Annotated in this window: 12 protein-coding genes; 7 read left to right on the forward strand and 5 right to left on the reverse strand. The window is 65.6% G+C overall.

Annotation, left to right across the window (positions count from 1 at the left end; genetic code table 11):
- Positions 1-16: 16 nt before the first annotated feature.
- Entirely contained in the window at positions 17-1,144 is a 1,128-nt protein-coding gene (dnaJ, locus tag AB7531_RS01005) for a molecular chaperone DnaJ (protein ID WP_063980245.1), read from the reverse strand.
- A 245-nt stretch (positions 1,145-1,389) separates the two neighbouring features.
- The gene (dnaK, locus tag AB7531_RS01010) at positions 1,390-3,291 is read right to left on the reverse strand and encodes a molecular chaperone DnaK (RefSeq protein ID WP_028148797.1); all 1,902 of its coding nucleotides are present in this window, start codon (positions 3,289-3,291) and stop codon (positions 1,390-1,392) included.
- 394 nt (positions 3,292-3,685) lie between these two features.
- Here dnaK and AB7531_RS01015 point away from each other — a divergent pair, with 394 nt between their 5' ends.
- Positions 3,686-4,627, forward strand: a complete 942-nt coding sequence (locus AB7531_RS01015; protein WP_063980246.1) for a hypothetical protein — start codon at positions 3,686-3,688, stop codon at positions 4,625-4,627.
- Between the two features lie 151 nt (positions 4,628-4,778).
- A complete protein-coding gene (pncA, locus tag AB7531_RS01020; RefSeq protein WP_028155509.1) occupies positions 4,779-5,501 on the forward strand; it encodes a bifunctional nicotinamidase/pyrazinamidase in 723 nt (240 codons plus the stop codon).
- Positions 5,502-5,653: 152 nt separating this feature from the next.
- Here the strand turns inward: pncA and grpE are convergent, their stop codons facing one another.
- Together grpE and hrcA are read right to left on the reverse strand one after the other, a co-directional pair.
- Positions 5,654-6,259: a nucleotide exchange factor GrpE gene (grpE, locus tag AB7531_RS01025; RefSeq protein WP_063980247.1), complete on the reverse strand. Its 606-nt coding sequence runs from the start codon at positions 6,257-6,259 to the stop codon at positions 5,654-5,656.
- Positions 6,260-6,355: 96 nt separating this feature from the next.
- Entirely contained in the window at positions 6,356-7,444 is a 1,089-nt protein-coding gene (gene hrcA / locus AB7531_RS01030) for a heat-inducible transcriptional repressor HrcA (RefSeq protein ID WP_063980248.1), read from the reverse strand.
- Positions 7,445-7,612: 168 nt separating this feature from the next.
- On the opposite strand from hrcA, the gene rph reads away from it, so the two are divergent.
- The 3 genes from rph to hemW are packed head-to-tail and all read left to right on the forward strand — an operon-like array spanning position 7,613 to position 10,114.
- Positions 7,613-8,326 carry a ribonuclease PH gene (gene rph, locus AB7531_RS01035; protein ID WP_014490830.1) on the forward strand — a complete coding sequence of 238 codons (714 nt, stop codon included), beginning with the start codon at positions 7,613-7,615 and terminating at the stop codon, positions 8,324-8,326.
- Between the two features lie 11 nt (positions 8,327-8,337).
- Positions 8,338-8,973, forward strand: a complete 636-nt coding sequence (gene rdgB / locus AB7531_RS01040) for an RdgB/HAM1 family non-canonical purine NTP pyrophosphatase (RefSeq protein ID WP_063980249.1) — start codon at positions 8,338-8,340, stop codon at positions 8,971-8,973.
- The gene (gene hemW, locus AB7531_RS01045; protein ID WP_063980250.1) at positions 8,960-10,114 is read left to right on the forward strand and encodes a radical SAM family heme chaperone HemW; all 1,155 of its coding nucleotides are present in this window, start codon (positions 8,960-8,962) and stop codon (positions 10,112-10,114) included. Before rdgB ends, hemW begins: the two co-directional genes overlap by 14 nt.
- 101 nt (positions 10,115-10,215) lie before the next feature.
- Here hemW and AB7531_RS01050 read toward each other — a convergent pair whose 3' ends face one another.
- Positions 10,216-11,451, reverse strand: coding sequence for a penicillin-binding protein activator (locus tag AB7531_RS01050; protein WP_063980251.1), 1,236 nt, complete (start codon positions 11,449-11,451; stop codon positions 10,216-10,218).
- A gap of 339 nt (positions 11,452-11,790) precedes the next feature.
- Here AB7531_RS01050 and rsmI point away from each other — a divergent pair, with 339 nt between their 5' ends.
- Together rsmI and AB7531_RS01060 are read left to right on the forward strand one after the other, a co-directional pair.
- Positions 11,791-12,741, forward strand: a complete 951-nt coding sequence (gene rsmI, locus AB7531_RS01055; protein ID WP_063980252.1) for a 16S rRNA (cytidine(1402)-2'-O)-methyltransferase — start codon at positions 11,791-11,793, stop codon at positions 12,739-12,741.
- Positions 12,728-13,126: a YraN family protein gene (locus AB7531_RS01060; RefSeq protein ID WP_063980253.1), complete on the forward strand. Its 399-nt coding sequence runs from the start codon at positions 12,728-12,730 to the stop codon at positions 13,124-13,126. Before rsmI ends, AB7531_RS01060 begins: the two co-directional genes overlap by 14 nt.
- Positions 13,127-13,133: the final 7 nt, after the last annotated feature.

A 13,133-nucleotide genomic window follows, 5' to 3' on the forward strand; every position in this document is an offset into this window, starting at 1 on the left:
ATACGGTCAAGACGAGTCAGGTCGCCCGATTACTGAATAGATCCTTGACCTTGGCGAAGAAGCCGACGGATTCAGGCTGGGTATTGCCAGAGGAGAGCTTTTCGAATTCCGCCAGCAATTCCTGCTGCTTCTTGGTGAGATTCTGCGGGGTCTCGACGGCAACCTGAACGTACATGTCGCCCATCTGGCGCGAGCGCAGCACCGGCATGCCTTTTGATGCAATGCGGAATCGGCGGCCCGACTGGGTTCCGGCCGGCACCTTCACCTTGGTTTTGCCGCTGTCGATGGTCGGCACCTCGAATTCGCCGCCGAGGGCGGCCGTCACCATCGAGATTGGCACCCGGCAGTGCAAATCGGCGCCGTCGCGCTGGAAGAGCTGGTGCTGGGCCAGCGACAGGAAGATGTAGAGGTCGCCGGGCGGGCCGCCGCGAACCCCGGCCTCGCCTTCGCCGGCGAGCCTGATCCGGGTGCCGTCCTCGACCCCCGGGGGAATGTTGACCGACAGCGTCCGCTCGCGGGTGACCCGGCCCTGGCCGGAACAGGACGGGCAGGCATCCTCGATCATCTGGCCGCGGCCCTGGCAGCTCGGACAGGTGCGCTCCAGCGTGAAGAAGCCCTGCGACTGCCGCACACGGCCGGCGCCGCCGCAGCTCGAGCAGGTCTTCGGCTTGGTGCCGGCCTTGGCGCCGATGCCCGAGCAGGCCTCGCAGGTGACCGAGACCGGAATCTCGATCTGCGCGGTCTTGCCGCCAAAGGCTTCCTCGAGCGTGATTTCCATGTTGTAGCGCAGGTCGGCGCCACGCTCGCGGCCGCCGCGGCCGCGCTGCCCGGCCATGCCGAACAGGTCTTCGAAGATGTCGGAGAAGGAGGAGGCGAAGCCCGCACCGAAACCGGCGCCGCCGCCGCCCTGCTCGAAGGCCGCATGGCCGAAGCGATCATAGGCCGCGCGCTTGTCCTTGTCCTTGAGGACCTCGTAGGCCTCGTTGATTTCCTTGAACTTGACTTCGCTGGTGTCGTCCCCGGGGTTGCGGTCCGGGTGGAATTTCATCGCAAGCTTGCGGAAGGACGATTTCAGGACGGAATCGTCGGCAGTGCGTTCGACTTCGAGCGTTTCGTAATAGCAGCGCTTGGTGGACGTGGACATGTTGAACTCGGTCTATCCAATCGCGATTCAAGTCGGAGCGGAACAACGTCGCCAGGAGACGATATAGGCAGCCCTTTGCTTCGCGGCAGAGGGCGGCACGGCGACGTTCATCATAACGGCTGGGAATTGATCGATCGTAACGGGGACACACCCCGCCGAGCCCGACACGACGGCCTCCCCCGTGAGGGGGGAGGCCGGTAGCGCGTGTGGGGTCCAAGCCGTCCGCATCATCACCCTCTTGGGGATCAGGCGGACTTCTTGTTGTTCTTGTCGTCGTCGACTTCGGTGAATTCCGCGTCGACGACGTCGTCCTTGGCCGCATCCTTCTTGGCGTCGGCCTCGGCCTGCTGCTTGTACATGGCCTCGCCGAGCTTCATCGAAGCCTGGGCCAGCGTCTGGGTCTTGGCCTTGATCGCCTCGGCATCGTCGCCCTTCAGCGCTTCCTTGAGGTCGCTGACGGCATCCTCGATGGCGCGGCGCTCGGGCTCGGCGACCTTCGAACCGTGCTCGGCGAGAGCCTTTTCGGTCGAGTGCACCAGGCCATCCGCCTCGTTCTTGGCGGTGACGGCCTCGCGGCGCTTCTTGTCCGCCTCGGCGTTGGCCTCGGCGTCCTTGACCATCTTCTCGATGTCGGCTTCCGACAGGCCGCCGGAGGCCTGGATGCGGATCTGCTGCTCCTTGGCCGTGGCCTTGTCCTTGGCCGAGACGTTGACGATGCCGTTGGCGTCGATGTCGAAGGTCACCTCGATCTGCGGCATGCCGCGCGGAGCCGGCGGAATGCCCATCAGGTCGAACTGGCCGAGCATCTTGTTGTCGGCCGCCATTTCACGCTCGCCCTGGAAGACGCGGATGGTGACCGCGTTCTGGTTGTCCTCGGCAGTCGAGAACACCTGGCTCTTCTTGGTCGGGATCGTGGTGTTGCGGTCGATGATGCGGGTGAACACGCCGCCCAGCGTCTCGATGCCCAGCGACAGCGGGGTCACGTCGAGCAGCAGCACGTCCTTGACGTCGCCCTGGAGCACGCCGGCCTGGATCGCGGCACCGATCGCCACGACTTCGTCCGGGTTGACGCCCTTGTGCGGCTCCTTGCCGAACAGCTGCTTCACGACTTCCTGGACCTTCGGCATGCGCGACATGCCGCCGACCAGAACGACTTCGCCGATCTCACCGGCGGTGACGCCGGCATCCTTCAGCGCCTTGCGGCAGGGCTCGACCGTCTTCTGGACGAGGTCGTCGACCAGCGCCTCGAACTTGGCGCGGGTGAGCTTCATCGTCAGATGCTTGGGGCCGGTCTGGTCCGCGGTGATGAAGGGCAGGTTGATCTCGGTCTGCGTCGTCGACGACAGCTCGATCTTGGCCTTTTCAGCGGCTTCCTTCAGGCGCTGCAACGCGAGCTTGTCGTTGCGCAGGTTGATGCCCTGCTCCTTCTGGAACTCGTCGGCCAGATAACCCACGAGGCGCATGTCGAAGTCTTCGCCGCCGAGGAAGGTGTCGCCGTTGGTCGACTTCACCTCGAACACGCCGTCGCCGATTTCGAGAATGGAGATATCGAACGTGCCGCCGCCGAGATCGTACACGGCGATCGTGCCGGTCTTGGTCTTGTCCAGACCATAGGCGAGCGCGGCCGCGGTCGGCTCGTTGATGATGCGCAGCACTTCAAGGCCCGCGATCTTGCCGGCGTCCTTGGTCGCCTGGCGCTGGGCGTCGTTGAAGTAAGCGGGAACGGTGATGACGGCCTGGTCGACCTTCTGGCCGAGATGGGCTTCCGCGGTCTCCTTCATCTTCTGCAGGATGAACGCAGACACCTGCGAGGGCGAGTAGGTCTGGCCGTCGGCCTCGACCCAGGCGTCGCCGTTGGAAGCCTTCACGATCTTGTACGGAACGAGCTTCTTGTCCTTCTCGACCATCGGGTCGTCGTAGCGGCGGCCGATGAGGCGCTTCACTGCGAAGAACGTACGCTCGGGATTGGTAACGGCCTGGCGCTTGGCAGGCTGGCCGACGAGGCGCTCACCGTCGTCCGTCACGGCGACGATCGAAGGCGTCGTGCGCATGCCTTCAGAATTCTCGATGACTTTGGCGTTCTTGCCATCCATCACGGCGACGCACGAATTCGTGGTGCCGAGGTCGATCCCAATGACCTTTCCCATGGTCCTGATATCCTTGTTTTTGCGGCAGGTTGGCTGGGCCCAAGAGGCACCCGCTCCAAACCCCCTAAGATCAAACATCCGCGATATTGCGATGGTTGACGCTCATATAGGAGGGGGGGAGGGGCCCGCAAGGACCGAACGCAAGTTTCGGCCATGAAAACATTGGGTTTTGGAAGATCATATCCGGGCTCAACCGCCCTTGCGGGTGATGAATTATTAACAGGTTCAGGCGTCAGCCGGCCCCCGCCACCGTGATCTGCCCGCCCTGTTACCGGCGGGCCAAACCCGTTAAAAGGCGGGCGGCCGGACCGCCGCCATCAAGGCGGCTTTGCGCGACAAAGCGGCCCAATGGCCGACCATCGAACGGCCTCAATGTGAACCAATCAGAGTGCCCATGAAGCTCATTCGCCCCCTCGCCGCGCTCGCCGTCCTCGTCGCCACAGCGCTTCCGGCCTTTGCGGCCGATGCCGTTTTCCCGCCCGGCCTGCGCCTCGGCATGGTGCCGCTGGTCGGCCTGAGCACGGCCAAGACGTTTCCGGGCTTCGAGAGCGAGGACGGCAGCGTCAAGGTGCTGATCACCGAGCTGCCGCCGGCGGCCTATGGGGAGGTCGTGAGCGCCTTCAATTCCAATCCCGGCGGCACCGCCGGCGTCAAGCAGGACAAGATCGAGACCCCCGCGGGTCTTGCCTATTTCACCATGGAAAGCGGCAAGGCCGGCGAGACGCCGGTGAAGCGCTACTCGATGATCGTGCCGGGCGCCGGTTTCTCCGGCTATGTCGCGGTGCAGATCCCGGAGAACGCAACCAAGATCTACACCGACGAGGCGGTGCGGCAGATGTTTGCGAGCGCCGTCACCCGCAAGCAGGTCTCGGCCGAAGAGCAGATCGGGCTGATGCCGTTCAAGATCACCGATCTCGCCGATTTCAAGGACATCCGCACCCTGGCGCCGGGCTCCAGCATCATCCTGGCCGACGGCAATGAGAGTTCGGGCTATGAATCCAAGCCGTTCATGATCCTCGGCCTGATCGGCGCCACCCCGCAGCAGGCCGACGACCGCGCCCGCTTTGCCCAGGAGGCCGCGCTCCAGATCCCCGGCGTGCGCGAATCCCGCGTCACCATGTCGGAGCCGATCCGCATCAACGGCCAGCAGGGTTTCGAGACCCGGATCGACGGCGTCAGCGGCAAGGACAAGACGCCCGTGACCGTGGTGCAGTGGATCCGCTTCTCGAGCGGCGGCGCCTCGCTGCGCATCATCGCCAGCGCCCCGCGCGACCAGTGGTCGGCCGCCTTCACCCGCTTCCGCGCTGTGCGCGACGGCATCCAGCCCAAGGGTTAGTCTCAAGGGTTAGTCTCAAGGGTTAGTCTCAAGGGTTAGTCCAAGGGTTAGCCCAAGCGCTGGACAGAGCCGGCTGCATTTTCGGGCTTCTGTTCGTATACGAACGGAACTAGGCTTCCTTCCATTGGATCATCCTGGAGGGAGGCGAACGATGCTTGATCGACGACAAATCCTCGCGGCGCTTGGGACAAGCGCTCTCGTAGCCCTTGCTCCAACCGCGCTCCTTGCGGCCGCATCGATCAAGCCGGACGATGCCTCCGCGCTGCTCGTGATCGACGTGCAAAACTGCTTCCTGCCCGGCGGCAGCCTCGCCGTGAAGGAAGGCGAGCAGGTCGTTCCCGTCATCAACAAGATGGCGAAAGCCTTTGCGAACGTGGTGATGACCCAGGACTGGCACACGCCAGGCCACATTTCATTTGCGTCGGTGCACTCCGGCAAGAAGCCGTTCGAGACCGTCGATCTCCCCTACGGCAAGCAGGTGCTGTGGCCCGACCATTGCGTGCAGGGCACCGACGGCGCCGCGCTGTCGAAGGATCTTGCGATTCCGCATGCCGAGCTCATCATCCGCAAGGGTTTTCACAAGGACGTCGACAGCTATTCGGCCTTCCTCGAAGCCGACGGCAAGACCTCGACGGGCCTCGCCGGTTACCTGAAGGGCCGCAAGATCAAGCGCGTCTTCGTCGCCGGCCTCGCGACAGACTTCTGCGTCGCCTGGACCGCGCTCGATGCGCGCAAGGCGGGCTTCGAGGTCTATGTGGTGGAGGACGCCTGCCGCGGCATCGACACGCAGGGTTCGCTCGCAAAAGCCTGGGCCGACATGGCCAAGGCCGGCGTGAAGCGGATTCAGTCCGCGGATATCGCGGTGAGCGCGTAAGCGGCGCGAAAAGCTGCCAAACCCTCATCCTGAGGAGCGTGCTCCTTAGCACGCGTCTCGAAGGATGAAGGCCGAGCTGCAACAGCCGGGCCTGCATGGTTCGAGACGGCGCTGACGCGCCTCCTCACCATGAGGATCAACCAGTGCGCCGCTCAGTTCACTTCGTTGCTGTTCGCAGCCGGTGCAGCCTTCGTGCCGCCCTTGGCGACACCGACCAGCGCCGGGCGCAGCACGCGCTCGCCGATGGTGTAGCCGGCCTGCATGACCTGCACGACGGTGCCCGCAGGCACCGACGCATCCGGCACCTCGTACATCGCCTGCTGGAAGTTCGGGTCGAACTTCTGGCCCTGCGGATCGAACTTCTTGACGCCGTGCTTTTCCAGCGCATTGAGCAGCGAGCGCTCGGTGAGCTCGACGCCCTCGATCAGCGAGGTCAGGCCGGGATCGGCCGCGGCACGGGCCTCGGCCGGAACGGCATCGAGCGCACGCTGGAGATTGTCGGCGATGTCGAGCACGTCGCGGGCAAAGCCGGTGATGCCGTAGAGGCGGGCGTCGGCGACCTCCTTGGTGGTGCGCTTGCGCAGATTTTCCATCTCGGCCAGCGTCCGCAGCATGCGGTCACGCGCCTCGGCGGCTTCCTTCTGCAACAGCTCGACCGAGCCGGGCTCCGGATCGTCGGGCATGATGTAGGGTTTTGACACCACGGGCTCGTCGGTCGGTGGGGTAGTGTCGTCGGGCTGCCGGTCTCGATCGGTCATCGGCTCTCTTCTCGAACTCGTCTCAAGGGATTGTTGGCCCGGATATCGTGCCTAAGCTCACGAAAATCAAGCGCCCGTGATCGGAGGAAACGCCGGTCAGCCCCCCAGGAGGCGGCTGACGATGCGCGCGGCGTAGTCCACGGTCGGGATTACGCGGGCATAATTCAGCCGCGTCGGCCCGATCACGCCCAAAACGCCGACGATGTGGCCGGCGGCATCCCGATAGGGTGAGATGATGGTGGAGGAGCCTGACAAGGAAAACAGTTTGTTCTCCGAGCCGATGAAGATCCGCACGCCCTCGGCGGTCTCGGCGCGTCCCAGAAGGTCGATCACGCCGCGCTTGGTCTCGAGATCGTCGAACAGCAGGCGAACGCGCTCCAGATCCTCCAGCGCGTGCAGATCCTCGAGCAGGTTGGCGTGGCCGCGAACGATCAGCTGGCGGTCCTCGTTCTCGCCGCCGGACCAGCTCGCAATACCGGCCGAAATCACCTTCTGCGTCAGTTGGTCGAGTTCGGCGCGGGCTTCGCCGAGCGCGGTTTCGAGCTCGAGCCGCGCCTCGGCCAGCGTGCGGCCGCGAATCCGCGCATTGAGGAAATTACCGGCTTCCGTGAGCGCCGAGGAGGGAACTCCCGGCGGCAGCGACAACACGCGGTTTTCGACCTGACCGTCCTCGCCGACCAGGATCACCAGCGCCTTTTCGGGTTCCAGCCGGACGAATTCGATGTGTTTCAGCCGCGCATTGGATTTCGGGGTCAACACGACCGCTGCGGCGCGGGTGAGACCGGACAGCCGCGTCAGCGCCTCCGACAGCGCCGCCTCGACCGATTGGGCGTGACCCACCGACGTCAACTGGCTCTGGATCGACTGCCGCTCGGCGTCATTGAGGTCGCCGACCTGCATCAGGGCGTCGACGAAGAAGCGTAAGCCCAGTTCCGTCGGCAATCGGCCGGCGGAGGTGTGGGGCGCATAGATCAGGCCGAGCTGTTCCAGGTCGGCCATGACGTTGCGGACCGAGGCCGGCGACAGCGGCATCGCGATCAGCCGCGAAATATTGCGCGACCCGACCGGCTCGCCGGTCGCGAGATAGCTTTCGACAATTTGACGAAAGATGTCGCGGGAACGCTCGTTGAGCTGGGCGAGGCCTGCGCGCGGCGCGATCAGATGGATCGGATCGTGATGGGCCACGGACGGTAACTCCTCTCAGACGCTTATAATTTGTCCATCCCGGAGGGTTCTGACAAGCGTGGCGTTTGCGGGGTGGAAAACTGGGGGTGAAAAAGCCTTGCCGCCCACCCTCACCCCACCTACAAGCACCGCGAATAGCCCTTTTCCGAGAGTTTTGGAGGATTTCCCATGCGGCCAAGCCGCCGTGCGCCCGACGAATTGCGCCCCGTGACGCTGGAGCGCGGCGTGGTCAAATATGCGGAAGGCTCCTGCCTGGTGAAATTCGGCGACACCCATGTGCTGGTCACCGCCACGCTGGAAGACCGCCTGCCGCCGTGGCTGAAGGGCCAAGGCCGCGGCTGGGTCACCGCCGAATACGGCATGCTACCACGCGCGACCTCCGAACGCACCCGCCGCGAGGCCTCCGCGGGTAAACAAAGCGGCCGTACCGTCGAGATTCAGCGCCTGATCGGCCGCTCGCTTCGTACCATCGTCGATCTCGAAGCGCTCGGTGAGCGCCAGATCACGGTCGATTGCGACGTGCTCCAGGCCGACGGCGGCACGCGCACGGCCTCGATCACCGGTGCCTGGGTCGCGCTCGCCGATTGCATCAACTGGATGAAGGCGCGCAACATGATCAAGGCCAAGGTGCTGCGCGACAACGTCGCCGCGATCTCCTGCGGCATCTACAACGGCACGCCCGTGCTCGACCTCGACTATGCCGAGGATTCGGAAGCCCAGACCGACGCCAATTTCGTCCTGACCGGCGATGGCCGCATCATCGAGGTGCAGGGCACCGCGGAACGCGAACCGTTCACACAAGACGAATTCCTCGCGCTGATGGCGCTGGCCCAGAAGGGCATTGCCCGTCTCGTGGACTTGCAGAAACTGGCCGTCGCGTAGTCAATAGGCCCATGCACCGCCGAATCACCGAAAAGCTCGTCATCGCGACCCACAATCCCGGCAAGCTCGCCGAGATGAAGGAGCTGCTCGCGCCTCACGGCATCGAGGCGGTGTCGGCCGGTGAGCTCGGCCTGCCCGAGCCCGACGAGACCGGCAACGATTTCCGCAGCAATGCCGCGATCAAGGCGATCGCGGCGGCGCAGGCGACCAAGCTTCCCTCCTTCGCCGACGATTCCGGCATAGTGGTCGACGCGCTCGATGGCGCGCCCGGCATCTACAGCGCGCGCTGGGCCGGTCCAGCAAAGGATTTTACCGCCGCGATGGCGCAGATCGAGCGCCTGTTGCAGGAGCGCGGCGCCACCACGCCCGACAAGCGCACCGCGCATTTCGTATCCGCGCTCTGCGTCGCCTGGCCCGACGATCATCTCGAAGAGGTCGAGGCGCGCGTCGACGGCACCTTGGCCTGGCCGCCGCGCGGCACCGCCGGCTTCGGCTATGATCCGATGTTCCTGCCCAATGGCCACGATCGCACGTTCGGCGAGATGACCAGTATCGAGAAGCACGGCCTGCCGCCGCTTGGCCTCGGCCTGTCGCATCGCGCCCGCGCCTTCGTGAAACTGGCGGAGATCTGCCTTGAGCCGCGCTAAGCAAGCTTTCGGCGTCTATGTACACTGGCCGTTCTGCCTGTCGAAGTGCCCCTATTGCGACTTCAACAGCCACGTCCGCCACGCCGCGATCGACGAGACGCGCTTCGCTTCAGCTTTCGCGCGCGAAATCGAAACGACCGCACAGCGTGCGCCCGGGCGTGAAGTCACCTCGATCTTCCTCGGCGGCGGCACGCCTTCACTGATGCAGCCCGCGACCGTCGGCGCGGTGCTCGATGCCATCGGCAAGCACTGGCACGTCGCCAGCGATGTCGAGGTCACGCTCGAGGCAAACCCGACCAGCGTCGAAGCCACGCGTTTTGCCGGCTATCGCGCCGCCGGCGTCAACCGCGTCTCGCTCGGCGTGCAGGCACTCGACGATGCCTCGCTGAAAGCGCTGGGCCGGATGCACAGCGCCCGCGAAGCGCTCGACGCTGTCGCCATCGCGCGCCGCTCGTTCGACCGCTACTCCTTCGACCTGATCTACGCACGCCCCGACCAGACACCGGCGATGTGGGCCGACGAGCTGCGTCTCGCGATCGATGAAGCCGCGGAGCATCTGTCGCTCTATCAATTGACGATCGAGGAAGGCACGCCGTTCTTCGGCCTGCACCAGGCCGGCAAATTGAAGACGCCGGACGAAGCCGTCGCGCGCGCGCTCTATGACGTCACGCAGGAGACCTGCGACAAGCTCGGCCTGCCCGCTTACGAGATTTCAAATCACGCGCGGCGCGGCGCCGAGTGCCGGCACAATCTGGTGTATTGGCGCGGCGATGAATATGCCGGCATCGGCCCCGGTGCCCATGGCCGCCTCGACATCGACGGGATCAGGCACGCCACCGCCACCGAGAAGCGCCCCGAAGCCTGGCTGATGCGGGTCGAAACCAACGGCCACGGCAACGTCACCGACGATCTCCTCAACAGCGAGGAGCGCGCCGACGAATTTCTGCTGATGGGGCTCCGCCTCGCCGAGGGCATCGACCCCGAGCGCTACAGCGCGCTGTCGGGCCGCCCGCTTGATCCCAAGCGCATCGCGCTGTTGCGCGAGGAGGGCGCGATCATCGTGGATGCGACGGGGCGCTTGCGGGTCACGAGCAGCGGATTTCCGGTGCTTGATGCAGTGGTCGCGGATCTGGCGGCATAGCGAGCTGCCGTAGCCCGGATGGAGCGCAGCGTAATCCGGGACGCTTTCGCCACTCGGATAGAACCCGGATTGCGCTGCGCTCCATCCGGACTACGAAGCCATCAAGCCCCAAAACTCTTCGGCGAGCCCGCGACCGCCACGCCACCACCTGTCGTCACCTTCATCACCGCTAACCCACGCTCATTCGTGCCATCGGCGCGGAAGCGGAACAGGCCGTCGATGCCGGCGAAGCCGGAAGGGTTGGTGAGCACATCCGGCGAGAAGCGCGTCGGGCCCTGCGTGCGCGCGAGCGCGGCGACGAGGGCGACCGCGTCATAGGCGAGCGTCGCGGTGCGGATCGGCTCGGCACCGTATTTGGTGCGATAGCGGCCGGAGAAGGCGCGGAAGCCGGCCGGGTCCGGCGCGGCGTAGAGACCGCCTTGCAAGTTTGCATTGGCATAGACGCGCGGATTGTCCCACAGGCCGGTGCCGAGCAGCTGGATGTTGCGCAAATTCGCGCCTGCGGCCGTCATCGCATCGGCCACCGCGACGACGGCATCGCCGTCATCGGCGATGAACAGCGCATCCGCGCTGCCGAGCTGCTGCGCCACGGTGCGTGCCGGCGTCGCGCGATCGGCGCCGTATTTCTCGAAGGCGACAATGCGGCCGCCGCGCCGCGGCACCGCCGCCTTCACCGCGGCCTCGACGACATTGCCATAGGCATTGTCGGGCACGAGCACGGCGACGGAACGTTTTCCGATGCTGGCGGAATATTCGACTATGCGGTTGACGTCGGACTCCGGCAGGAAGCTCAGCAGAAAGACGCCGCGGCCGGCGATGCTGGAATCGGTCGAGAACGCGATCACCGAGATGCCGCGCGTACGCGCGACCTGCGCCACCGCCGGCACCGACTGCGCGAACAGCGGGCCCAGGATGATCTCGGCGCCCTCGTCGACCGCCTGCTGCGCGCCCGCCTGGGCGCCTTGCGGGCTGCCGTTGTCGTCCTTGATCAGGAGCTGGATGTTGGGATTCTGGAACTCGGCCAGCGCCATCTCGGCGGCGTTGCGCATCGACTGCGCGGCAAGGCCGGCATTGCCGGCGGCCGAGAGCGGCAGGATCACGGCAACCTTCACCCCGCCGCTGCCGGCGGTGGTGGCCTGTTGCGGCGGTCCGGCCGGCTGAGCCGGGGCCGGGGAGGAGCTGCTGAACGGGTTGGAGAACTGGCTGAGACTCTGCTGCACGCCGGCGCAGGCCGACAGCAAGGGGGCGCCGAGTAACAGGCCGAGTGCGCTCCGCCGGGTCGCCCCCGATAATCGGGAGCCCTGAACGGGAGATTTAGGATCGCGCGGGCCCAGCATCACAACTTCTCTTCTGACCGACCGTCGGCCGGCCGGTCACAACATTCTTTCCACGACACAAGCCGCGGATTCAGGCATATTGTCGGCAAATAGTTAACTAAAACAAAAGGATAATGACCACTTAACGCGGCCACACCTCAAGCCCTGGCTAGCTGTCCACCATCCGTCACCCGCATCAAGGCGGCGTTTCCGCCGCGAATGTGGCGCCGACGCTTCATTCCCTCTGCAATGTGATGCCGGATGGATCACATTCCAGTCCTTCCTCACCCCTGACCTGGCGCGATCTTTTTCCGAGGACCGGTTCCCAGCCCCCGGGATCATGCCTAAGTTCGATTCATTATGCGCGTAAAGCCGAGCCCGATAAATACACCTGAAGCGACGGATCCCGCCTCGCGCGGTTTCTCCATCGACGCCCATCGGCTGACGGCGCCGAAGGCGGCGCCGGGCCTCCATCTGGTCGCCACCCCCATCGGCAATCTCGGCGACATCACGCTGCGCGCGCTTCAGACGCTCGCCGGCGTCGACGTCATCGCCTGCGAGGACACCCGCATCACGCGGCGCCTGACCGAGCGCTACGCGATCACGGCGCAGCTCAAGCAATATCACGAGCACAACGCGGAAGCGGCGCGTCCGAGGATCCTGGAGGCGCTGGGGCAGGGCGGCTCGATCGCGCTGGTGTCGGATGCCGGCACGCCGCTGATCTCCGACCCCGGTTTCAAGCTGGTGCGCGAGGTCTGCGCAGCCGGCCATGCGGTCTACGCGCTGCCCGGCCCGTCCTCGGTGCTGGCGGCGCTGTCGGTCGCCGCATTGCCGACCGACCGCTTCTTCTTCGAGGGCTTTCTGCCGGCGAAATCCGCCGCGCGAAAGTCGCGCCTTGCAGAGCTCGCCCGCATCGATGCGACGCTCGTGATGTTCGACTCCGGCAACCGCGTCCAGGACACGCTCGCCGAGCTTGCCGAGATCATGGGGACGCGCGAAGCCGCGATCTGCCGCGAATTGACGAAACTGCACGAGGAAATTTCGCGCGCCCCGCTGCAGGAGCTGGCACGCGGAGCGGACACGCTGGAGACGCGCGGCGAATTCGTGCTGGTGATCGCGCCGCCTGCGGCGGACGCGGAGCTGCTGACCTCGGATGCGCTCGACGGCCTGCTGCGCGAGCAGCTCGCCGCGCACAGCGTCAAGGATGCCGTCGCGCATGCGGTCGCGCTCTCGGGCCGACCGCGCCGCGAGGTCTATGCCCGCGCGCTCGAGCTCGCAAAGGACCTGAGGGACGGCGATGGCGAAGACTAAGGGCGCGGAACCGAAGGTCGCCTCGCCCGAGCGCGTCGCCGCGTTCCGCACCGGCATCTCCGCGGAGAGCCGCGCCGCCGCCTATCTCATGGCCAAGGGCTACCGCATCCTCGCCAGGCGCTACCGCACCCCACATGGCGAGATCGACATCGTGGCGCGCCGCCGCAACCTGATCGCCTTCGTCGAGGTCAAGGCCCGCGCGACGCTAGATGACGCCGCCTTCGCCGTGACCCCGCGCCAACAGCAGCGCATCATCGACGCCGCGCAAGGCTGGCTCGTGGCGCATCCCGAGCATGCCGAATTCGAACTGCGATTCGACGCCATGCTGATTGCGCCGCGCTCACTTCCGCGCCATGTGTTGGCGGCATTCGACGCCTCGACCTGAAAGGCAG

The organism is Bradyrhizobium sp. 63_E2_N1_3, assembly GCF_052076005.1.
Classification (GTDB): Bacteria; Pseudomonadota; Alphaproteobacteria; order Rhizobiales; family Xanthobacteraceae; genus Bradyrhizobium; species Bradyrhizobium barranii.

Coding starts and splice junctions, on each gene's coding strand:
- rsmI (WP_063980252.1), top strand. CDS start 11,791: ATGCGCGTAAAGCCGAGCCCGATAAATACACCTGAAGCGACGGATCCC.
- rph (WP_014490830.1), top strand. CDS start 7,613: ATGCGGCCAAGCCGCCGTGCGCCCGACGAATTGCGCCCCGTGACGCTG.
- pncA (WP_028155509.1), top strand. CDS start 4,779: ATGCTTGATCGACGACAAATCCTCGCGGCGCTTGGGACAAGCGCTCTC.
- rdgB (WP_063980249.1), top strand. CDS start 8,338: ATGCACCGCCGAATCACCGAAAAGCTCGTCATCGCGACCCACAATCCC.
- AB7531_RS01050 (WP_063980251.1), bottom strand. CDS start 11,451: ATGCTGGGCCCGCGCGATCCTAAATCTCCCGTTCAGGGCTCCCGATTA.
- dnaJ (WP_063980245.1), bottom strand. CDS start 1,144: ATGTCCACGTCCACCAAGCGCTGCTATTACGAAACGCTCGAAGTCGAA.
- dnaK (WP_028148797.1), bottom strand. CDS start 3,291: ATGGGAAAGGTCATTGGGATCGACCTCGGCACCACGAATTCGTGCGTC.
- grpE (WP_063980247.1), bottom strand. CDS start 6,259: ATGACCGATCGAGACCGGCAGCCCGACGACACTACCCCACCGACCGAC.
- AB7531_RS01015 (WP_063980246.1), top strand. CDS start 3,686: ATGAAGCTCATTCGCCCCCTCGCCGCGCTCGCCGTCCTCGTCGCCACA.
- AB7531_RS01060 (WP_063980253.1), top strand. CDS start 12,728: ATGGCGAAGACTAAGGGCGCGGAACCGAAGGTCGCCTCGCCCGAGCGC.